Genomic DNA, 21,548 nt, shown 5'->3' with positions numbered 1-21,548 from the left:
GGCAACCCTACTTCACGTGGGTTTGTGCCGTCCCGATCACCGACTCCGGCCGGTGGCGGCACCGTCGCCGTGACGCTTCCGGCGTCGGGTGAATGCGGTCGCCCGGGCGTGTTCGAACCTGCCGCCGGGTGCCGCCGCGCACTAGACTTTCCGGCATGACCAGGTGGGACACCTCGAACATCCCCAGCCAGAGCGGCCGGAAGTTCATCGTGACAGGGGCCAACAGTGGCCTGGGGGCCGAGACGGCGCGCGCGCTGGCCGCGGCGGGCGGCGAGGTGGTGCTCGCCTGCCGGAACGTGGCCAAAGGCGAGCGGGTGGCCGCCGGACTCGGCGACCGGACGCAGGTTCGCGAACTCGATCTGGCTGATCTCGATTCGGTCCGCGCGTTTGCCCAGAGCGTCGACGGGGTCGATGTGCTCATCAACAACGCGGGCGTGATGGCTGTGCCCGAAGGTCGCACCGCCGACGGATTCGAGAAACAGGTCGGCACAAACCATCTCGGTCACTTCGCGCTCACCGGCCTGCTGCTGGACAAGATCTCCGACCGGATCGTCACCGTCTCCAGCGGTGCGCACCAGGTCGGCAAGATCGACTTGGACGATCTCAACTGGGAGCGGCGCAAGTATCAGCGGTGGGCCGCCTACGGGCAGGCCAAGCTGGCCAACCTGATGTTCGCTCGCGAGCTGCAGCGCAGGTTGACGGCGGCGGGCTCCACGAAACTCTCGGTCGCCGCGCATCCCGGCTATGCCTCCACCGAATTGCAGTCGCACACCGAGTCTTTCCTCGACCGGGTGATGTGGGTCGGCAACCGGTTGCTCGCGCAGAGCGCCGCGATGGGCGCGCTGCCGACGCTGTTCGCCGCGACCACCGACGTCCAGCCGGGCGGCTACTACGGACCGACCGGCCTGGGTGGCATGCGCGGGTACCCGGGGCCGTCCGGGTCGTCGAAAGCGTCCAGGGACGAGAAGGTCGCCGCCGACTTGTGGGAGTTGTCCGAGAAACTGACCGGGGTCACCTACGACTTCACGAAATGACCGCAGCTCTTCCCGCGGACGCGGTGTGACCTACGTCTCATAAGCTGTTGTCACACTCCGTCTTTCCGCGTCGTCCTCCTTGTGAACCCACAGGGAACGACAAAGGACGGACATCATGGAACAGCGCTTCGAACTCTTCGCCAACCCGGTCGGCGCCAGCTTCATCAAGCGGCTCACCATGGCCTCCAAGGTGATCGACGATTCCACCCTGGACGCCGCGACCTACGAGTTGGTGAAGATTCGCGCCAGCCAGATCAACGGCTGCGGTTACTGCACCGACATGCACACCAAGGACGCCGCGCACGCGGGCGAAACCTCCGTGCGGCTCAACCTGATCGCCGCCTGGCACGAGGCCACCGTCTTCACCGAGGCCGAGCGCGCCGCGCTGGCGCTGACCGAGGAGGCCACCCGGATCGGCGACGGACGCGTGGTCAGCGACGCGGTGTGGCAGGAGGTGCGCAAGCACTACGACGACGACCAGATCGCCGCCCTCATCGCCGCCATCGCGATGATCAACGCCTGGAACCGGATGAACGTCATCGCCCGCACCCCGGCCGGTGATTACGTGCCCGGGCAGTGGGGATGAGCCGGATCGTCCGGCATCGCCCGCGCCGTTCGGGGCCCCTTGTCACGTGGGGCCGCGAACGGCGCTTGTAGGTCCGCCTCCCCGTCGAAACACACCGTGGCAGATAACACAGTTCACCGATCGGATGTGGGCTGGTACTGTGCCTGACGTGCAGCGCGTGTATTTCTGGTTTAGCAAGCCGGCCCTGGGTGGGCTGGTCTGCGGCAACCGCGTGCGCTGACGAACTTCCACCCTGAGCCGGACGATGGACCGGCTCGACGGGATTCTCATCCGTGGGTCGGCCCCGAGAAAAGGAACCCACGACATGACAACCGCAGCCGACGTCGACGCACGGCATTCGGATCTGGACGATCAACGCACCCTCAACGTGAGCCCGCTGCGCTCGCCCGCGGAGGTGCGTCGGGTGCACCCGATCACCGATGCCCTCGCCGACACCGTCCGTGCGGGACGCAAAGCCACCGTCGACGTGCTGAACAGCGCGGATGATCGCTTGATGGTGATCGTCGGCCCGTGCTCCGTGCACGACCCCGCCGCCGCACTGGATTACGCGCGCCGTCTGGCGGCCAAGGCCGCGGAGCTGGACGATCGACTGCACGTGGTGATGCGGGTCTACTTCGAGAAGCCGCGCACCAGCTTGGGCTGGAAGGGCCTGATCAACGACCCGCACTTGGACGGATCGTTCGACGTGAACACCGGTTTGGGCTTCGGCCGCAAGCTGCTGGTCGACATCACCGCTCTCGGTCTTCCGGTGGCCTGTGAGTTCCTGGACCCGATCACGCCGCAGTACATCGCGGATCTGGTGTCCTACGGCGCGATCGGCGCGCGCACCGCGGCCAGTCAGGTGCACCGCCAGCTCAGCAGCGCGCTGTCGATGCCGGTCGGCATCAAGAACGGCACCGACGGCGACGTCCAGGTGGCGGTGGACGGCGTGCGCGCCGCGGCGGCCAGCCATGTGTTCCCCGGTACCGACCTCGACGGCCGCTCCGCGCTCATCCGCACCACCGGCAATCCGGACTGCCATGTGATCCTGCGCGGCGGCAGCGCCGGGCCGAACTACGACGCGGCTTCGGTCGCCGAGGCGTGCCTGCGGCTGGAGAAGGCGTCGCTACCGCAGCGGATCGTGGTGGACGCCAGCCACGGCAACAGCAACAAGGACCACAACAAGCAGGCCGACGTGGTCACCGACATCGCACGGCGGCTGGCGGCGGGCGAGTCGAGCGTGGTGGGCGTGATGCTGGAGAGCTTCCTGATCGCGGGCCGCCAGGACCTCACTCTCGGCCACGCCGATGAGCTCACCTACGGCCAGTCGATCACCGACGCCTGCTTGGACTGGGAGACCACCGCCGTGCAGCTGGACCGCCTCGCGAACGCGGTGCGGCAGCGCCGCGAGCGCTGACCAGCGCGTTTTCGGCGCGGCTCGTGCCCGAGTGGACGAAGCGCGAGTTTCGTCCGCTCGCGCACGAGCCGGGAAGCCGCCGACGCGCAAGTCAGCTGGGCCGGCCCGAACGCCGGGCCTGCTTCGGCTACGGCACCCCCGGCCCTTGCGTGCTCGGCGTCCGGGCGGAGATGAACTCGGCGGGCCAGTCGTCCGACGGTCCGGGCGGATCGGTGCGCAGCCGGGCGGCGAGCCAGTGATCGCGGCGTCGTCCGCGTTGGATGCTGCCGAGCCTCGACATGCCTTCGTACCGGAACCCGGCGCGCCGGACCACCGCCGCCGAGGCGTAGTTGCCCACGAACGCGCGCCAGGAGATCCGCTCCAGCGCCAGTCCGTCGGCGTGGAACCCGAATTCGCACACCAGCTCGACCGCCTGTGTCATCAGGCCGCGCGACCGTTGCGCCGGAGCGAGCCAGAAACCGATCTCGGCCGCGCTCTCGTCCTGTTCGCCCAAGCCGATCATGCCGACGACCGGTGCGCCCGCACGTGGCCGGATCGCCCAGGTCGGGCTGCGCGCCGCCCACCCTGGAACGACCATCTCCTCGAGGAAGGTCACGGCGCTGTCCCGGACGTACGGCACCGGGATGGTCACCCACTCCGCGATGGCCGGGTCCTGGCAGCACTCGGTGATGGCGTCGACATCGTCCGCCGTCGGAGCCGACAGCCAGATCGTTCCGTTCGACAGCACGCGGTGTTCCATCGCGCCATGCTGTCACGGAAGCGGCCGGTGGATCATCCGGTTTGTCCGGCGCAGGCCGCCGATGCCGGGATGATGCGAATCGGACCGTAGACTTCCCGTCGATGGTTGCCGCGCTGCTTTCCGACCTGTTCGAGTCACATCGAGCGCATCTGCTCTCGGTCGCCTATCGACTGACGGGCAGCGTCGGCGATGCCGAGGACGCGGTGCAGGAGAGCTGGTTGCGCTTGGCGGGCGCGCACCAGTCCGAGATCGATGATCTGCGAGCTTGGCTGACCACCGTGGTGAGCCGGATCTGCCTGGATCGTCTGCGGAGCGCCGCGGCGCGGCGGGAGAGTTATGTGGGCCAGTGGCTGCCGGAACCCGTGGTCACCGCTCGCACACCGTCGAGCGCTCCCGACCCGTTGGAAGCCGTGGTGCGCAAGCAGGAGTGCCGGTTCGCCGCGCTGATCGTGCTGGACACCCTGACGCCGCCGCAGCGGGTGGCCTTCGTGCTGCACGACGGGTTGTCGGTGCCGTTCGACGAGATCGCCGACATCCTCGGCATCTCCGCCGACGCGGCGCGGCAGCTGGCGGTGCGTGCCCGCAAGGCGGTGGCGCAGACGCCGCAACCGGTGCCCGACGCCGAGCACGAGGCCGCCGTGCAGCGTTTCCTCGTCGCGCTGAGCACGGGTGACGTGGCCGCCGTCGCCGCGGCGCTGCATCCGGACGCGATGATGATCGGCGATGCCAACGGCACCACCGCCACCGCGATCAACGTCCTGCACGGCGCGGATCGCATCGCCCGTTTCTATCTGGGCCTGGTGCGCAAGTACGGGCTCGAGGACGCCTCGCAGGTGTACGCGTTCGTCTCGGTGAACGGGCAATTGGGTATCAGCGTCGCGGCGCGTCCGGAGACCGAGGGCAGGGGCGGTTATCCCGCGCGAGTCGTCGGCTTCACGGTTCGGGACGGATTGGTCTGGGGCGCCTACGACGTGGCGAATCCGGCCAAGCTGGGTGGCGTCCGACTGGGTTGAGCCCGGTTGTGCGGTGGACCGCTGGACTAGTCTCCGGATATGCCCTCGCGACATCCGACCGTTGCCCGTCTGCGCCCTTTCGCGTCCACCATCTTCGCCGAGATGACCGAACTCGCCGTTCGGCACGACGCGGTCAACCTGGGCCAGGGGTTCCCGGACACCGACGGGCCCGCGAGCATGCTGGAAGCGGCGCGCCGCGCCATCGCCGACGGACTCAACCAGTACCCGCCGGGACGCGGTATGCCGGTGCTGCGCCGAGCCGTCGCCGACGACCGGGCCCGGCGCTACGGAACCTCCTACGATCCCGATTCGCAAGTGCTGGTGACCGTGGGTGCGACCGAGGCGATCAGCGCGGCGGTGCTCGGCTTGGTCGAGCCGGGCGAGGAGGTGGTGCTGATCGAGCCGTACTACGACTCGTACGCCGCGGCCGTGGCACTGGCCGGCGCCCGACGGCGCACGGCGCGTCTCGTGGCCGACGGAGATCGGTTCGTCCTGGACTTGGACAGTCTGCGCGCGGCCATCACCCCGGCCACCCGGATGCTCATCGTCAACTCGCCCCATAATCCGACCGGCACGGTCCTCGGACGCGCGGACCTGCTCGCCATCGCCGAGATCGCCTGCGAGCATGACATTCTGGTGCTCACCGACGAGGTCTACGAGCACCTGGTCTACGACGGCGCCGAGCACATCAGCCTGGCCACCTTGCCTGGCATGGCCGAGCGGACGGTCGTGGTTTCCAGCGCGGCGAAGACCTTCAGCGTCACCGGGTGGAAGACCGGGTGGGCGTGTGGGCCCGCCGACCTGATCGATGGGGTTCTCGCCGCCAAACAGTTCCTGACCTTCGTGGCGGGCGGGCCGTTCCAACCCGCCGTCGCGCACGCGATCAACCACGAGTTGGAATGGGTCGGCAAGCTGCGGGACTCGTTGTCGGAGAAACGGCTCCGCCTCTCCGCGGCGCTCGCCGATACCGGTCTGCGGGTGTACCCGAGCGCGGGCGGTTACTTCGTCGTCGCCGATATCACGCCGCTCGGCGCCGCCGACGGCCTGACCTTCTGCCGTGAGTTGCCCAAGCGGCTCGGCGTGGCGGCGGTGCCGGTCAGCGCGTTCGCCGACGACACGGCCGCCTGGAGTCATCTGGTGCGGTTCACCTTCTGCAAGCGCGACGAAACGCTCGACGAAGGGGTCCGCCGGTTGCGTCACGGTTGATCCCGAACCATGACGTGAACTGTCATGTTTCGCTGGCAACGTGCACGGCATGGCAACTCAGTACTACACGGCAACCAGTCTCGACGGATATCTCGCCGACACGGAGAACTCGCTCACCTGGCTTTTCGAGGTGGACGGAGCGGACGAGGCGCAGGCGGGCATGGCGGGCTTCCTCGCGCAGGTAGGCGCCATGTGCATGGGTGCGACCACCTACGAATGGGTCGTGGCGAACGAACCACCGGAGAACTGGAGTAAGTACTACGGTGACCTCCCGTGCTGGGTCTTCACCCACCGGGATCTTCCCGCGATACCGGACGCGAATCTGCGGTTCGTCGCAGGGTCGGTCGAGTCGGTGCACCGGGAGATGGCCGCGGCGGCCGGCGCCCGCAATATCTGGATCGTCGGAGGCGGGGACCTGGCCGGGCAATTCGCCGATGCCGGCCTGCTCGACGACGTCATGGTGAGCGTCGCTCCGGTGACGCTGGGCGCGGGGGCCCCGCTGCTGCCGCGGCGCATCCTTTCCAGCCGGATCCGGCTCACCGCGGTGCAGCAGGCCGGTCAGTTCGTGGAACTGCGCTACCGGTTGGCGAATCCGGCCGATCAGCGCTGAGTCGAGGCCGTTCGGCTCAGGCCGGGATGGGGCGGGCGCGGTCGGTGGCGAGCAAGGCGGCGATGGCGCCGAGCATCGTGCCGGTGAGGTATCGCTGGGTGCGCAGCCACAGGGGGCGGGCGGCGAGGAACGTCGCCAGACCGCCCGCCCCGAGGACGATCAAGCCGTTCACGGTGAGCGCCACCGCGATCTGCACCGTGCCAAGGCACAGGCTCTGCAACCACACTTTCCCGTGCTCCGGCGTGACGAACTGCGGGATCAGCGCCATGTACATGATCGCGATCTTCGGATTCAGCAGGTTGGTGACCAGCCCCATCGTGAACAACCGCCGGATGGGGTCCGCGGACAGCGCCGCGGGCGCGAAGACCGAGACGCCGCCCGGTCGCAGCGCCTGCCAGGCCAGCCAACCCAAGTACGCGGCTCCGGCCAGCTTCACCGCCAGGTACAGGCCGGGGACCACCGCGAACACCGCCGTGATCCCCACCGTCGCGGCCGCCAGATACACCCCGAACCCCGCCGCTACCCCCGCCAACGACACCAACCCGGCCCGTCGCCCCTGCGACACCGTCCGCGACACCAGATACATCATGTTCGGCCCCGGCGTGAGCACCATCCCCAACGCCGCCACCGCGACCCCGGCCACCGCCGCCATCTCGATCATGCCCCGATCCTCGCCCGCCCCACCGCTCCTTGTCGCGGTCCACTCGACACCTGCTGGACGTGAGCGAATGAGTCGGCTTACGCCGGTTGCAAATATCCGGCGCTTCCGGGTGATCGTGGTGGCACCGGCTCGAGGCGGGTGTCGGGGCGCAGCACGTCGCCACTGCCATATCGGTGGAAGTACTCCTTGCTCGTGTCCGTGCGGATCGACTGCAGTGGTCTGTCGCCGTCGAAGAAGACGTAGAACACGCGCGCGGGCCCGTCGCTGCCGACGGCGGTCGGGAGGTTCGGCCAACAGTAATCCTGGAGGCCGCTGGCTTGATTCATGCGCTCCCGGGTGATGCCGGCTTTGGCGACCACGACCCGGTCCCAGGTAGCCGACCAGCCCGCCGCCTGCGTCAGATCCGCTACGCTCACCTTCTCGGGCCTGCCGATAGCTTCGGAAACCGCACGGTCGAGAGCGTCTCTCGCGCCCAACGGCTCGTCCGTGGACAACATGTCGAATGACCCGGCGCAGGTGGCGCCGATTCCGTTGTCGTGTCCGCTATGCGATGAAGAACACGCCGTCATGGTCGCGACGACGATCCCAAGAGTTGTCAACGAAACAGCGCGCAAGGCTTTCATCATTTCGCTCCTGGAAGAGGAATATCCGAAGAGTGGGGCGAGACCGTGTCGCCGATCGGAACACGATTACTCCACTCGATCTGCTGCCGGTTGTCGATCACGATCGCCTGCCCGGCATCGATTCGCTGGCGGACCAGGCGTTGCAGTTCCTCGGGCGAAGCGTCGGGATGATCGACCGCGATTTTGCGGCCTTGCTCGTTGTTGTAGAGATCCATGGCCTCACGCGCTGGGGTGTTCGCACCCGTTCCCTCGTGGGCTGTGGCGAACGATGCGGTCCATTCTTCCCCGTACTTCTGGGTCATCAAGGCGTTCCAGTACATGTGCCGATAGGCATCGCCATGATCGTCTGCCCAGGCCGAGGGAATATCGGGGTATGCGGCTTTCGCCGCGTTCTCGGCCTGTGACTTGAGTTCGAAGAACGCGGCGACATCCGCCACGCCGGTGGGTTTCATGAGAAGCGTCGAGACGAGTGCCGCCTCTTCCGGTGTCATGAGTGTCGGCTGGAAGTCGGGGGAGAGCAGGCGGATTTCGGTCAGCAGCAGACCGGAGGGCCACAGACTGGCGCCCGACTTCGACGGTGCGGTCTGGTATTTGTTGAGAATCTTGGCCAGTTCGGGATCTTCTGGCATCGCCGTGGCGCCGCGTTTGACTTCGTCCGACAGCTCTTCCAGCCAGCGTCGCACCTGATCGGCGCCTTCCTTGTCCGCCTGCTGAACAGCTGTGAGCGCAGCCCTGATCTGGGCGGTGAGATACGCCTCGTAACCCTCTTTCTCGACCAGGCCGGAAGGGCCGAATTTCAAGAGGACTTCCCTGTTCGACATCCGGGAGTCGACCCCGCCGTCGTCTCTGACGAACAGATCGAATTCCGACTCTTCCGCCTCGGCCTTCTTTTCGCGGATGACATCGATGTAGTCGACGATCGACGCGATGTGCTTGTAGATTTGCTGTTGGATTCCGACGAGTACTTCTTTTGTGCGGCGGGCGTGCTCACGATCCTGATGTCCCCGGTCGCGCGCCGACTCACCTGACTTTCCTCGATAGTATGTATATGACATGTCTATCGACACTGCGGCTTTGTGGGTATGGTCGTCGAGTTGGGAGGCTTTCTCTTTGAACTTGTCCGCGATCGCGATCGCGGCACGTGGATCCCAGGACAGGACCAAAGGAACAGTGAGCGCGTCGACATAGTTTCCTCCGCTCACTTCTGTCCCGCCTGCTTCAGCCGGGACGCGAATTCGGCGTCCTGCGCGAGGAAGGCCTCGACCGCGGCGTCCGCGCTGTCGGCGAAACCGCGCAACTGACGCGTATGGTAGTCGATCACCTTCTCCAACGCTCCACTCAAAGAGTCGATCGTCGCCGCGATGTCCGAGTTCGGGAGCGTCGGCTCCGCGCGCAACCCTTGCGCCAGGGGTATCAACTGCGCGGTCGCGTCGGCATGGCCACGAACTACACGAGCGAGTTCGCGTGTTTGTTCCGGATCAAGGTCGAAATCGCCCATGACGCCCCCTCTTTCGGTCTGGCCTTCGCAGCCAGGAGCATACCCGCCGACGCTGCGCTGGTGCCGCCGCGACAGCGATCGAAAGAGCCGAAGATGCGGGCCGAGGCGCATGCCCGGCGGCGAGTCGGCGGGACTTGTCCGGCCGGACCGATGACAATGCTGCGCATGGCGGCCACGGTCAGCGGGTTGGGAAATCGGCGGGCGGAGCTGATCGACGGAGTGTCGCCGGGGGCGGCATTCCGGGGGGACATCGAAGGAATGCGGGCGGTCGCGGTACTGGCCGTAGTGCTTTTTCATGCCGGTGTGCCGGGAATCGGTGGGGGATTTGCCGGTGTGGACGTATTTTTCGTGATTTCCGGTTTTCTCATCACGGGAATGCTGTATCGGGAATCGGCGGCCGACGGCACTGTCGGGCTCGTCCGTTTCTATGGCGCGCGAGCGCGCAGGCTGCTGCCCGCCGCAGGGGTCGTGCTGGTCGCCACGGCGATCGGCGCGGCCGTGCTGCTGCCGCCGCTGCAGGGCCGCCGAGCGCTCGGCGACGGGATCGCGAGCGCGCTGTACGCCGGGAACTATCGCTTCGCCCTGCAGGGCACCGACTACCTCGCCGCGGACGCGCCGCCTTCACCGTTTCAGCACTTCTGGTCGCTCGGTGTGGAGGAGCAGTTCTACCTGATCTGGCCCGCGCTGGTGATCACGACGGCTCGGCTCGTGCGACGGCGCCGCGGTGGTTCGGCCACCGCGCTGCCGTACCTGATCGTTCTCGTCGTCGTCGCCGCGCTCTCTTTCGCGGTCGCGCTGACCTGGACGCGCACCATGCCACCGTGGGCGTTTTTCGCGCTGCCCACTCGGGCCTGGGAGTTGGCCGCGGGCGGCATGGTGGCGCTGTCGGCCGCGCTCTGGTCCCGGTTGCCGAAGTCGGTGGCCACCTGCGCGGGGTGGGCGGGAGCCGGTTTGATCGTCGTGGCCTGCGTTCGGCTCGACGAGAAGACCCCGTATCCGGGCATCGCGGCGCTGCTGCCCGTGCTCGGCGCGGTCCTGGTCATCGGGAGCGGCTGTGTCGCACCGCGATTCGGTGTCGGTCGCGTCCTGGCGGTACCCGAGATGCAGGCCGTCGGCAGGCTGTCCTACTCCTGGTATCTCTGGCACTGGCCGGTGCTGGTGCTGGCCCCGCATGCGCTCGGCGGCCCGCTCGGGCTGGTCGGCGCACTCGGCGCGGTCGCCATGGCCGGTGGGCTCGCCGTGCTCACTCAGCGGTTGATCGAGAACCCGGTCCGCTTCGCAGCCCGCCTGCGCGGTTCGGGCCGGCTCAGCCTCGCCTGCGGTGGTGTGAGCACCGTGCTGGCCATCGGTGTGGCGGCCGCGCTACTCGTGCTCGTACCCCCTCCGGTCGGACACGGCACGGCGGCGCGGAGTCTCACACTGACGACACCGGCCGCACCGGCCACTCCCACCGCCGACCCCTACGAAGCCGCGATCGAGCAGCTGACCGCGCAGACCCAAGCGGCGGTCGCCGCCTCGGCGGAGGTCCGCGACGTCCCGTCGAATCTCACGCCGGCACTGTCGAACGCGCGCGGCGACCGAGCGGAGGTGTTCGACAACGGTTGCTTCCGTTCCTGGACTGACGTGGGCCAAGGGGAGTGCGCCTCCGGCGATCCCGCCTCGTCCACCACGGTCGCGTTGGTCGGCGATTCCCACGCGGCGATGTGGCAACCGGCGTTCGAGAACATGTCGGTAGCGCACCATTGGCGGCTGGAGACCATGGCGAAGGTCACCTGCCCGCTGCTCGATCTGCCCATCACCAGCCCCTACCTGGGGCGGACGTATACCGAATGCGAACAGTGGCGCGGGCAGATCATGACCCGGTTGCGGCACGAACGGCCCCGGCTGATCGTGGTCGGCATGTCCCGCCGCTACGGCGGCGACTTCGGCTTCGTGACCTACGACCCGGCGTGGATCGACGGCGTGCGTCGCCTGGTCGCCCAGCTGCGCGAGTCGGGCGCGGCCGTCCTCGTGCTCGGCGGCATCCCCGATCCACACGCCACCGTGCCGGCGTGCGTGGCCGAGCACATCGACGACGCCTCCGCATGCGCCCCCGCCCGAGCGGTGGCGGTCGACGAGGCGGGCATCGCCGCCGAGCGCGCGGCCGCTACGGCGGGCGGCGGCCAGTACGCTGATCTGACCGCGCTGTTCTGCACCACCGCCCGCTGTCCCGTCATCGTCGGGAACACCCTCGTCTACCGTGACGACAATCACCTGACGAGCGGTTACGCCACGACGCTCGCCCCGGTCGTCGGCGCGCTCACCGAACGGGCGCTCGCGCGCGGCTGAGCCGTCCCGGTGCGGTCCGCGGGAAGACATCGCGCTCTTCCGGCGTTGCATCCGGTCGCTGCCGCACCCGCGCCCTGCGGGAAGGGCCGGTAACCTGCGGGTTGTCGGAGGGGTCGGGGAGAATGGCGGGGAATCTAGCTGAGGAGGGACTGTGAACGACGGTCCGCTGATCGTGCAGAGTGACAAAACGCTGCTGCTGGAGGTCGACCACGAGTTGGCCGATGCCGCGCGGCAGGCGATCGCGCCGTTCGCCGAGCTGGAGCGGGCGCCCGAGCACGTGCACACCTATCGGGTGACGCCGCTGGCGCTGTGGAACGCGCGCGCGGCCGGGCACGACGCCGAACAGGTGGTGGACGCGCTGGTCAGCTTCTCCCGGTACGCGGTGCCGCAGCCGTTGCTGGTCGACGTGGTGGACACCATGGCGCGCTACGGCAGGTTGCAGCTGGTGAAGCATCCAGCCCACGGGTTGACGCTGGTCAGCCTGGATCGCGCGGTGCTGGAGGAGGTGCTCAGGCACAAGAAGATCGCGCCCATGCTCGGCGCGCGCATCGATGACGACACGGTGGTGGTGCACCCGTCCGAGCGCGGCCGGATCAAGCAGACGCTGCTGAAGATCGGCTGGCCCGCCGAGGACCTCGCGGGTTACGTCGACGGCGAGGCGCACCCGATCGACCTCGACTACGCGACCGACGGCTGGCATCTGCGCGATTACCAGCAGATGGCCGCCGACTCGTTCTGGGCGGGCGGCTCCGGGGTGGTGGTGCTGCCCTGCGGCGCGGGCAAGACGATGGTCGGCGCTGCCGCGATGGCCAAGGCGAAGGCCACCACGCTGATCCTGGTCACCAACACGGTGGCGGGCAGGCAGTGGCGGCGTGAACTGCTCGCCCGCACCTCGCTCACCGAGGACGAGATCGGCGAGTACTCCGGGGAGCGCAAGGAGATCCGCCCGGTCACCATCGCCACGTACCAGGTGATCACTCGGCGCACCAAGGGCGAGTACAAGCACCTGGAACTGTTCGACAGCCGCGACTGGGGGCTGGTCATCTACGACGAGGTGCACCTGCTGCCCGCGCCGGTCTTCCGGATGACCGCGGATCTCCAGTCCCGCCGCAGGCTCGGCCTGACGGCCACCCTGGTGCGCGAGGACGGCCGCGAGGGCGACGTGTTCTCGCTGATCGGCCCGAAGCGTTACGACGCGCCGTGGAAGGACATCGAGGCCCAGGGCTGGATCGCTCCGGCCGACTGCATCGAGGTCAGGGTCACGCTGACCGACGCCGAGCGGATGGCCTACGCGACCGCCGAGCCGGAGGAGCGCTACAAGCTGTGCTCCACCGCACACACCAAGATCGCCGTGGTCGAGTCGATCCTGGCTCAGCACCAGGATGCGCCGAGCCTGGTCATCGGCGCGTACCTGGACCAACTGGACGAACTCGGGGTCGCGCTCGACGCACCCGTGATCCAGGGGTCGACGAAGACCAAGGAGCGGGAGGAACTCTTCGACGCGTTCCGGCGCGGCGAGATTCCGGTGCTCGTGGTGAGCAAAGTGGCGAACTTCTCCATCGATCTGCCGGAAGCGTCCGTGGCCGTCCAGGTTTCGGGTACCTTCGGCTCGCGACAGGAGGAGGCGCAACGTCTCGGGCGGCTCTTGCGTCCGAAACACGATGGCGGACAGGCGCATTTCTACTCGGTCGTCGCGCGCGACACCCTGGACGCCGAATACGCCGCGCATCGCCAGCGTTTTCTCGCCGAACAGGGGTACGCCTACCGCATCACGGATGCCGACGACTTGCTCGGACCCGCCATCGGATAAGCGGAGGCATCCCCTCCACAAACTGTGCTAGGAATAAGGGCGTGCGACACTTCGAATTCGCGGTGGACCGCAAGCACGCCCACGCGGTGAACGAAGTCTTCGCCGACCTTCGCCGCCTGCGACTGCTGGCGATCGCCGCCACGGTGGTCGCGGCGGCGGGCACGGCGTTGCTGATCTGGCTGGACCATCCGTGGGCGTATCTGCTCGCGGTCGCCTTCGCGCTCGGCACGGTGACGGCGCTGTGGGTGGCCTTGTGGACACCGTGGCATTCCAGCATCGACAAGCTCTACGCGGACGGTGAGCTGGTACCCGCGGTGGTTTCGGAGGCGCGCCCGTCGGGTGTCGTGCTGCTCGCTTTGGTCGATGTGTCCGCGCCGGATACGCGCGATCCGCGCTACGCCTTGGTGACCAGGAAGGTCCGCGACCTGCCCGGTCACCAGGCCAGGGCCGGGGAGCGCGTGCCGTCGGTCGCGGTGCGGACCGACCGCGCGCCGCGCCAGGTGGGTCAGCGCTGGCAGTCGGTGAGCGCCATGCCGATCGCTTGGGGCACGACCGACGACTCGGTCATCGCCCGCGCCCGCGCCGCGATCAGCGAGACCGAGTGGCGGCTGCTCACCGACAATCTCGCGCTCGCGGAGAAGGTGCGGCGCACCACCACGAAACGCCTGCTGCTCGATCCGCACCAGCTACCGGGCGAACTCGGCTCCTGAATCCGGCTGTGTCCGCGGGGTTTATCGGTTGCGCTGTCGCCTAGACTCGAAGGATGGTTCCAGCGTCCAATCTGCTGGCATTCGTCGCCGCCGCGGTCGTCATCATCGTCGTGCCCGGTCCCGGCGTACTCTTCACGGTCGGTCGCGCGCTCACGCTCGGCCGGCGCGCGGCCCTGCTGTCGGTGCTCGGGCACGCCATGGGCGTCTACGCGGCACTGGTCCTGGTCGCGATCGGGCTCGGCGCTTTACTGACCGCGTCGGCGTTGGCGCTCACCGTGGTCAAGTTCGCGGGTGCGCTGTATCTGATGTATCTCGGAATCCAAGCGATCCGTCAGCGTTCGGCGTTGCGCGAGGCGCTGGGCGCCGCGGTCGAACCGGCCCCGAACACGCGGGTGCTGCGGCAGAGCGCCGTCGTCGGGCTCACCAATCCCAAGGCGATCGTCTTCTTCTCCGCGGTGCTGCCGCACTTCGCCGACCCGGCCTCCGGGTCGCTGTCGTGGCAGTTCCTGCTGCTCGGCACGGTCTTCCTGGCCATCGCGCTGGTCTCCGACAGCGCGTGGGCACTGCTGGCCGCCTCGGCGAGGTCCTGGTTCGCCAAGTCGCCGCGCAGGCTGGAGGCGATCGGCGGCGCGGGCGGGGTGATGATCTTCGGTGTCGGCGCGTCGGTGGCGCTGACCGGAAGCGGTGACTGAAGCCGCTACCATCCAGCGAAGTCGGTGCGCCGGTACCGGCGGGAGGCGGGGTGGAAAGGGGTGGTTGTCCGTATGTGGTTGTCCGGCCGGATGTGCGCCGCGGTCGCGTGTGTGTTCGCCGCGGTGTCTCAGGTGCCCGCGCACGCGGAGCCGCCCCCGGACCCACTGGTCGGCGCGCCGGGTCTGGGCGATCCGTACTATCCGCTCGACGGCAACGGTGGCTACGACGTCCAGCACTACGACGTCGGCATCGACTACGACCCGCCCAGCCGGAAACTGGCAGGCACCACCACGATCACCGCGCACGCCACCCAGCCCCTGCGCGTGTTCAACCTCGATTACGCGGGGCCCGATGTGCGCGAGGTGGCGGTGAACGGGCTGCCCGCCGACTTCGACCGCAACGGCGAGCACGAGTTGACCGTCACGCCGACGTTGCCGCTGCTGCCGGGCCTGCCGTTCACCGTCACGGTGGACTACGCGGGCCCCGCGGTGAACGCCGAAGGGGAGGGGTGGACCTTCGCATCCAGCGGCGGCGCGTTCGTCGCCGGTGAGCCGCACTCGGCGACGACTTGGTACCCGCTCAACGACACCCCGCTGGACAAGGCCACGTTCAGCCTGAACGCCACCGTTCCCGCGGAGTGGGAGGTGATCTCCAACGGCGTACGCATCGAGGACGTGGTGCGCGGCGACAAGCGGACGGTCCGCTGGTTCAACGCCAAGCCGGTGGTCGGCTATCTGACCACGGTCGCGATCGACAAGTTCGACTACCTCGAGCAGCGCAGGGCTAACGGCATTCCGCTGATCAGCGCGTTCGCCCCGAATGTGGAGCAGGATCAGCGCGAGCTGGAACAGCGCCTGCCGGAGATCCTCGACTTCGCCGAAAAGATTTACGGCCCTTACCCGTTCGAGGCCGCAGGCGGCATCCACGTGGACGCGGGCATCACGTTCTCGCTGGAGACCCAGACCCGCCCGCTCTACGCGCCGTCGATCGATCTGCAGACTGTCGTGCACGAGATCGCGCACCAGTGGTGGGGCGACTGGGTGTCGATACGCCGGTGGTCGGACATCTGCCTGAACGAATGCTTCGCCAGCTATACCGCCGACTACCTGTGGCCGGAGCGGATGGACGGCAAGAACGTCGACGACCAGTACCGCGAGACCATCCGCAAATACCGCGACAGTGAGAAGTACTGGAACATCCCGTTGGAGGACCCCGGCGTGGGAAAGGAGTTCACCTCCGTCTACTACCGTGGCCCGCTGTTCCTGCACGCGCTGCGCAAGCAGATCGGCGACGAGGTGTTCTTCGCGGCTGTTCGGGACTTCCTCGCCGCGCATGCCTACGGCAATGCCTCGATGCCGGAATTCCGCGCTTTCGTGCAGTCCCGCTCACCCATGGACCTGACCGGGTTCTTCCACGCGTGGCTGAACACCACCGCGCCGCCGCCGGAGGAGTACCTGTTTCCGGGCGTCCTGCGCAGCTGACCCGTCAGTCGTCCCCGGCGCGCTGCCTGGCCTTCTCCAGCCTGCGTTCGGCTCGCTCCACCTGACGGCGCGCCGCGTGCAACTCGTCCTTCGCCGACCGCTCGGCCGACTTGCGGAACTGCCGCTGCTGTTCGGCGTGCTCGAGCTCGTCGCGCAGCGCGGCGACGCGTTCCTCGGCCGAGGACAGTTCTCCGGTCGCTTCTTCGAACGCGGCTCCGGCCGAATCCTCCTCGGCACGGGCGGTTTCGAGCGCGTCCTCGGCCTCCCGCAGTTCTCGGCGTGCGCTGTCGTCGGGCTGCCGCACGGCCGCTCGTCCGGGCCGCGTGGCCCGTTCGGGCACCGCGAGCAGACCCGGTCCACTCGGTCCGAAGCCTTCGTAGCTCGCGGCCGTAGCGAGTGTTCCGGCACGCAGCCGATCGGCTACGTCCCGATCGGCGAGTGCGGCGGTCAAGGTCTGGCCGATCTCCCGGACGACGTTCTCGCCGACCGGATGCCCGTATTCGGCGGCGAGCGCCCCCGCCTTCTTGGCGAGGGCGTTGACCAGTTGCTGGCGCTGCGCGGTCAGTTCGCGCAGCTGTTCGGCCGAGAGTTTTCGCTGCGCGGCGGCCAGCGCGGCGGCCAGCCGCAGCAGGGCGGCCACGTCCTCGGGCGCCGCCCTGGACAGCAGGTTCGCCGCCCACGCGGTCAGGGTGGGTTTACGCAGCTTGCCGATGGCGGCCGCCAGTTGCTTGTCACCCGACTGCTTCGCGGCGGCCGCCCGGTCGGCGCGCGCCGCGACGAAATCCGCGGGCGCCAACCCGTACAGGTCGCGTGCGACGTCCTCGACCGTCATACTGCCCAAGCGTAACGACTCGGTCTCGGGCGACGACACACTCCGCATACCGGACAAGAGTCCAGTTGCATGGAATACGCGAAAGGCGTTGCTAGTGAATTACTCTGCGTTCTTCTTGCTCGGCCGTCTGCTCCCCAGCATCCTCGGTTACGCGCTCATGGGGCTGTACGGCACGCACAGCATCTAGGCCGCCCCCGTGCCAGGTCGCCCGCGGGCTGATGCGGCCGCTCAGGTCGTGCGGGTATCCTCACCGCGTTCACGAGCACGTGAACGTTTCGGTGAGAGAGGTTTTCAGGTGAAGTTTCCAGGAGCGAGGTTGCTGGCACGGATCGTGCTCGCCCTCGTCGCGGTGGCCGCGGTGGTGGTCACGGTGGCCGGCTGTTCGTTGATCGAGGACGCGGGTAAGTCGGACACCGCCAAGGCCAAGGCCGGCGACTGCATCAACGTCATCGAGGGCTCGGCGGTCGACTCCAAGACCGAACCGGTCGACTGCTCGTCGGACAAAGCCGTGTACAAGGTCGCGCAGTCCTACGACAAGAAGACCGACTGCGCCGCCGACTACACCTCCTACGAGGAGACCCTGGCCGGCGGTACCACCGCCTTCCTGTGCCTGGCCCCGAACTTCAAGGAAGGCAGCTGCTACAACGAGAGCAGCACGACCGGATACAAGCACGTCGACTGCGCTGCCTCGGACGCCACCTTCAAGGTGCTGAAGCGGATCGACGGCAAGGCCGACGAATTGCTGTGCGACCAGGACGCCGACGGCTTCCGCCTCATCGAAACGGACCCGAAGGTCACCTTCTGCACCGCCAAGCCCAAGGGCTGATCATTCCAGCAGGGCAACCGACGCGATCCGGTGCAGCGTGAAGTGCCGGACCGCGCCGGTGACCGGGTCCAGCGCGTCCAGCTGCCCGTTGCCCACCTTCAACGGCTCCACCACCCGTTGGGAAGCGACGCCTTGGGCGTCGACGTAGCCGATGTTCACCGACCGTCGCACCCGCGCCGCGAGCTGCAACAGGGCGAGGGTGGCGGCGGTATTGGTCCGCGTGCCGTCCGTGCGTACCGCTTGACCGGACCGGGCACTGGCGGCGCGTTCGCCGGCGCGTAATTCCGTGACGAGCAGTTCGAGTTGTTCGGTGCTGGGCGGTGTCGGCCGATACGGCTGCCGTGCGACGGGCCGCACCGAGATCCGCGCGCCCCGCGGCCGCAGATCGACGATCGCGCCGCTCGAGTCCTCACCCGCGGGCGCGAAACCGGCCGCGCGCAGCTGCTCGAGCAGTTCGCCGAGCGGCGCTTGGGCGATGGCGACGGTCGGGGCGATGGATCGCAGCGCCAGCGCGCTCGCCACCGGCGCGGACAGTACTTGGGCCAGTAGCGCCGGGTCGTCACTGCGGATGAACGACTGGGCCATACCCGCGCGCAACTGGCCGTGACGCCGGGCCACGTCATCGATCAGATAGGTCAGTGCCTGCGGGATCGGCGTCCGGGAATGCGCGGCGAACAGCGCGTGCAGCTCCGCCGCCGTCAGCCCGGCGTCCAGCGCGCGCCGCACCGAGGACTCTCCGATCCGGTATACCGTTGCGGCGCCCGCGGATTCGACGTCGGCGACGAGGGCGACGCGACGCTGGAGATCGGTGGTCAACGGGCCGGGTGCGATCACCGTGAGATCGGCTTGCACCAGCACGTGGTCCACCGGCTCCGGCAGCGCCGCCTCCATCTCCGCCTCGGCGTCGGCCACGCTGGTCGGCGCCGCGTGCAGCAGCGCCCGCGCCGCCGAGCCGAGCGCGCCGCGGCCGATCAACCCGAGCGCCGCCGCCTCGGCCAGCGTCTGTTCGACCACCTCCGGCCGGAAATTCCTGCGCCTGCGCGGCTGCCGCCAGGCCAGTACCCGGCCGATTTCCGTTGGGGCCAGCGCGGTGCCGGACGGATATTCCGCCAGCAGGGCGAGGATCGCGTGCCGGTCGCGCGGCGCGGTCGGGGTGCGCAGTTCCAGCGACAGCGCGGCCAGCGGTTTGTCGTTGGCGTCGCGCATGCCGATCATCCACGGCATCCGATCCAATTCGAGCCAGGTCAGTCCGAGGGCGGCCCAGCGCCGGGCGGGCGGCGCTTCCAGCCAGGCGTCCACCAGTGGCGTCGGCGCCCAGAAGTCGTCGGTCGTCTCGAAGTCCGGTGGCGGGTCCGGCAAACCCTTCTCGATCAATTTCGCGGCCGCCAGCAGCTCGACCAGCAAACCCGCCCTCGGCTCGTCGACACCGACCTGCTTGGCGATGCGGCGCAGCTCGCGCACGCCCAGGCCGCCCGCGCGCAACGCGGGAGCCGGGGCATGGCCGAGCACCTCGAGCACGGCCGCGCAGTGCCGCAGCAGCTCGCCGACCTCGCCCGCCGCGACCGCGTTCACATCGGCGGGCGGGTATTTCGCCGGCTCCGGTCGCGGCGGCGTCAGGGCATGCGGGTGGGTGACCGGTTCCCCTCGCAGCACCTGGCCGACGGTGACCGGGAGTTCGACGGTCTCGTCATCGATCCGGTGCAGCAGCCTGCGCGCCAGCAGCCGCTGGATCGGCCGCTCGGCCGGAGTGCCCGGTGCGGCGTCCTTGGTGCGGCCACGAGGCCCTGTCGCGGCCAACTTGTCCAGCAGGGACCGTTCGGCGGGCGGCAGCTCGGGCAGCGCCGCGACCACCTCGGGTTCGGTGAGCGCGTCGGGGATCTCGGTCGCGGTGCCGATCGGCCACGGCAACGCCTCGGCGGCCGCCGGAATCAGGTGCAGTCCCTGCTCGGCGTCGATCCAGACCAGCGCGCGAGCGGTCAGCCGCTCCAGCGCCTCATCGATCGCGGCGGCCGGCACCCGTTCGCTCAATTGCACATGCAACTCGGCGCGGCGCAGCGTGCCGCCGTCGGTGCGCGTCACCCCGTGCATCGCAAGGGTTTCCACGATGGCGAATTCGAGGGTGTTCAAGTCCTCCGTGGCGCGCAGCACCGACGCGCGCTGTTCGACGCGGGCGGCGAGCACGGCCATGGCGGAGGGCAGCGGGACGGCCAGGTCGGGCCGAAGCTGCAGCAGCGTCACGAGCTGGGCATCACTGCGGGCACCGAGCCATCCGGCAAGGGAGTCGGTCACGGTCATCCGATCCAGCCTACGATGCTGGGCGATCGCCCGCCGACGTCCGGAGCTACGGGCTGCGGCGCATCCTGGTTGAGCGGCCGGGCTAGCATGGGGCCGTGGTGAACAAATCGAAGAAATCCTACGTCGACAACGGCTGGCCGAAGGTCGCCGACGGTGACCCCGCGGTCACCGAGCTCTCTTCGGCCCGATCCGGTGGTCTCTCGCCCTACGGCGAGGACACCGAGTTCCCGGTCCCGGCTGAGCAGTTGCCTTACATGCACCCGAACACGGTGATCAACCGCTGAGCGCGCGACCGGAACGTTCTCGGCTACGGAGAAGGGCCCCGCATCCACGTTGATGCGGGGCCCTTCTTGCGGAAGCCTTCGGGTCAGGAGGGGAGCAGACCCTTGTTCGCCTCGTAGAAGTTCACGATCGCGGGGTCGAGGGTGACTCCGCTGGACTTGGCGGCGTTGAAGAAGTCGAGAGCTTCTTTGGGCACCTGGACGCCCTGGCTCTGCACGACCTCGAGAGCGCGGTCGACGGCCGAGAAGATCTGCTGTGTGTCGGCAGGCGCGGCAGGCGCGGACTGAGCGAGCTGCGGCGCGGGGTTCCAGCGCGGGGTCTCGGCGGTGGCGGGCGCGGAGCGCGGGCTCGGCGCGCTGCTCAGGCCCAGCTTCGAGGAGCAGGAGGGCCAAGCGCCCCAACCCTGCGAGGCGAGCACCTTCTCGGCGACCGCGATCTGCTGTTCACGGCTGGCCTGGTTGGCGCTGGCGGCGTATTCCTGACCGCCGTGGGCGCGCCACGTGCTGGGCGAGAACTGCAGCCCGCCTTGGAAACCGTTGCCGGTGTTGATGCCCCAGTTGCCGCCGGCCTCGCACTGAGCGAGTCGATCCCAGTCGGAGTCGGGTGCCGCGCTGGCGTTGCCTGCGAAGGCCACACCGGCGGTGCCGATGATGGCTCCGGTCACGGCAACCTTGGCTACCGTGCGTCCGGTCGAGCTTGGCTTGCGATGGCGTCCACTCATATCGGGTTCGTCTTCCTCTCGACGCACCTGCGACATCTTCGGTTCTGGTTCGGACTGAGAGGTCGTCCGTTCCGCCCTCGCCCCTACGTTTCCGTCGGGGGATCCGGTACCCGCGGGGCGAGGCTCGGTGCGGCGGGCCGGTGGTCGCCGGGGGTGCCCCGGCTGGATAAGACCGTACGACGAACCGCGGGAAAAATCACTATT

21 protein-coding genes are annotated in these 21,548 nt (G+C 68.5%); 13 read left to right on the top strand and 8 right to left on the bottom strand.

The window, feature by feature from the left end; genetic code table 11:
* The first annotated feature begins 155 nt into the window (after positions 1–155).
* From ABZW96_RS15525 to ABZW96_RS15515, 3 genes are all read left to right on the top strand, one after another.
* A complete protein-coding gene (locus tag ABZW96_RS15525) occupies positions 156–1,034 on the top strand; it encodes an oxidoreductase (RefSeq protein ID WP_355075006.1) in 879 nt (292 codons plus the stop codon).
* A gap of 115 nt (positions 1,035–1,149) precedes the next feature.
* Complete coding sequence (locus ABZW96_RS15520; protein ID WP_355075004.1) at positions 1,150–1,620, top strand: carboxymuconolactone decarboxylase family protein; 471 nt, start codon at positions 1,150–1,152, stop codon at positions 1,618–1,620.
* A gap of 304 nt (positions 1,621–1,924) precedes the next feature.
* A complete protein-coding gene (locus ABZW96_RS15515) occupies positions 1,925–3,016 on the top strand; it encodes a 3-deoxy-7-phosphoheptulonate synthase (protein ID WP_355075002.1) in 1,092 nt (363 codons plus the stop codon).
* Between the two features lie 127 nt (positions 3,017–3,143).
* Here the strand turns inward: ABZW96_RS15515 and ABZW96_RS15510 are convergent, their stop codons facing one another.
* Positions 3,144–3,755 carry a GNAT family N-acetyltransferase gene (locus ABZW96_RS15510; RefSeq protein WP_355075000.1) on the bottom strand — a complete coding sequence of 204 codons (612 nt, stop codon included), beginning with the start codon at positions 3,753–3,755 and terminating at the stop codon, positions 3,144–3,146.
* Between the two features lie 101 nt (positions 3,756–3,856).
* Between ABZW96_RS15510 and ABZW96_RS15505 the strand changes: the two genes are divergently transcribed.
* From ABZW96_RS15505 to ABZW96_RS15495, 3 genes are read left to right on the top strand one after another with little or no spacing between them, the layout of a single operon-like run.
* On the top strand, positions 3,857–4,768 hold the full coding sequence (locus tag ABZW96_RS15505) for a sigma-70 family RNA polymerase sigma factor (RefSeq protein ID WP_355074998.1): 912 nt from the start codon (positions 3,857–3,859) through the stop codon (positions 4,766–4,768).
* A gap of 39 nt (positions 4,769–4,807) precedes the next feature.
* Positions 4,808–5,974 carry a pyridoxal phosphate-dependent aminotransferase gene (locus ABZW96_RS15500; RefSeq protein ID WP_355074996.1) on the top strand — a complete coding sequence of 389 codons (1,167 nt, stop codon included), beginning with the start codon at positions 4,808–4,810 and terminating at the stop codon, positions 5,972–5,974.
* Positions 5,975–6,023: 49 nt separating this feature from the next.
* Positions 6,024–6,584 carry a dihydrofolate reductase family protein gene (locus tag ABZW96_RS15495; RefSeq protein ID WP_355074994.1) on the top strand — a complete coding sequence of 187 codons (561 nt, stop codon included), beginning with the start codon at positions 6,024–6,026 and terminating at the stop codon, positions 6,582–6,584.
* 16 nt (positions 6,585–6,600) lie between these two features.
* Here ABZW96_RS15495 and ABZW96_RS15490 read toward each other — a convergent pair whose 3' ends face one another.
* The 4 genes from ABZW96_RS15490 to ABZW96_RS15475 form a co-directional block, all read right to left on the bottom strand.
* The gene (locus ABZW96_RS15490) at positions 6,601–7,245 is read right to left on the bottom strand and encodes a LysE family translocator (RefSeq protein WP_355074993.1); all 645 of its coding nucleotides are present in this window, start codon (positions 7,243–7,245) and stop codon (positions 6,601–6,603) included.
* Between the two features lie 77 nt (positions 7,246–7,322).
* Complete coding sequence (locus ABZW96_RS15485; RefSeq protein ID WP_355074991.1) at positions 7,323–7,661, bottom strand: hypothetical protein; 339 nt, start codon at positions 7,659–7,661, stop codon at positions 7,323–7,325.
* A 206-nt stretch (positions 7,662–7,867) separates the two neighbouring features.
* Positions 7,868–9,070 carry a hypothetical protein gene (locus tag ABZW96_RS15480; protein ID WP_355074989.1) on the bottom strand — a complete coding sequence of 401 codons (1,203 nt, stop codon included), beginning with the start codon at positions 9,068–9,070 and terminating at the stop codon, positions 7,868–7,870.
* Positions 9,067–9,366, bottom strand: coding sequence for a hypothetical protein (locus ABZW96_RS15475; protein ID WP_355074987.1), 300 nt, complete (start codon positions 9,364–9,366; stop codon positions 9,067–9,069). The genes ABZW96_RS15480 and ABZW96_RS15475 overlap by 4 nt, the downstream gene beginning before the upstream one ends.
* A gap of 258 nt (positions 9,367–9,624) precedes the next feature.
* Here ABZW96_RS15475 and ABZW96_RS15470 point away from each other — a divergent pair, with 258 nt between their 5' ends.
* From ABZW96_RS15470 to ABZW96_RS15450, 5 genes are all read left to right on the top strand, one after another.
* Complete coding sequence (locus tag ABZW96_RS15470; RefSeq protein WP_355075042.1) at positions 9,625–11,694, top strand: acyltransferase family protein; 2,070 nt, start codon at positions 9,625–9,627, stop codon at positions 11,692–11,694.
* Positions 11,695–11,845: 151 nt separating this feature from the next.
* Entirely contained in the window at positions 11,846–13,504 is a 1,659-nt protein-coding gene (locus ABZW96_RS15465; protein ID WP_355074985.1) for a DNA repair helicase XPB, read from the top strand.
* A gap of 41 nt (positions 13,505–13,545) precedes the next feature.
* Positions 13,546–14,214 (top strand): DUF3239 domain-containing protein, encoded by a 669-nt coding sequence (locus ABZW96_RS15460; RefSeq protein ID WP_355074983.1) that lies wholly within the window; start codon positions 13,546–13,548, stop codon positions 14,212–14,214.
* Between the two features lie 53 nt (positions 14,215–14,267).
* Complete coding sequence (locus ABZW96_RS15455) at positions 14,268–14,906, top strand: LysE family translocator (RefSeq protein WP_355074981.1); 639 nt, start codon at positions 14,268–14,270, stop codon at positions 14,904–14,906.
* A gap of 60 nt (positions 14,907–14,966) precedes the next feature.
* Entirely contained in the window at positions 14,967–16,388 is a 1,422-nt protein-coding gene (locus tag ABZW96_RS15450; RefSeq protein WP_355074979.1) for a M1 family metallopeptidase, read from the top strand.
* 4 nt (positions 16,389–16,392) lie between these two features.
* On the opposite strand, the gene ABZW96_RS15445 is transcribed toward ABZW96_RS15450, so the two are convergent.
* On the bottom strand, positions 16,393–17,220 hold the full coding sequence (locus tag ABZW96_RS15445) for a hypothetical protein (RefSeq protein WP_355074977.1): 828 nt from the start codon (positions 17,218–17,220) through the stop codon (positions 16,393–16,395).
* A 295-nt stretch (positions 17,221–17,515) separates the two neighbouring features.
* Between ABZW96_RS15445 and ABZW96_RS15440 the strand changes: the two genes are divergently transcribed.
* A complete protein-coding gene (locus ABZW96_RS15440) occupies positions 17,516–18,046 on the top strand; it encodes a hypothetical protein (protein WP_355074975.1) in 531 nt (176 codons plus the stop codon).
* Here the strand turns inward: ABZW96_RS15440 and ABZW96_RS15435 are convergent, their stop codons facing one another.
* Positions 18,047–20,341, bottom strand: a complete 2,295-nt coding sequence (locus tag ABZW96_RS15435; RefSeq protein ID WP_355074973.1) for a helicase-associated domain-containing protein — start codon at positions 20,339–20,341, stop codon at positions 18,047–18,049.
* A 95-nt stretch (positions 20,342–20,436) separates the two neighbouring features.
* Here ABZW96_RS15435 and ABZW96_RS15430 point away from each other — a divergent pair, with 95 nt between their 5' ends.
* A complete protein-coding gene (locus ABZW96_RS15430; protein WP_040864798.1) occupies positions 20,437–20,625 on the top strand; it encodes a hypothetical protein in 189 nt (62 codons plus the stop codon).
* Positions 20,626–20,708: 83 nt separating this feature from the next.
* Here ABZW96_RS15430 and ABZW96_RS15425 read toward each other — a convergent pair whose 3' ends face one another.
* Positions 20,709–21,344 carry a resuscitation-promoting factor Rpf1 domain-containing protein gene (locus ABZW96_RS15425; protein WP_355074971.1) on the bottom strand — a complete coding sequence of 212 codons (636 nt, stop codon included), beginning with the start codon at positions 21,342–21,344 and terminating at the stop codon, positions 20,709–20,711.
* Positions 21,345–21,548: the final 204 nt, after the last annotated feature.

The sequence above is a fragment of the Nocardia sp. NPDC004168 genome, assembly GCF_040610355.1.
Taxonomy (GTDB): Bacteria; Actinomycetota; Actinomycetes; order Mycobacteriales; family Mycobacteriaceae; genus Nocardia; species Nocardia sichangensis.
This window is presented reverse-complemented; position numbering and strand designations above follow the sequence as displayed.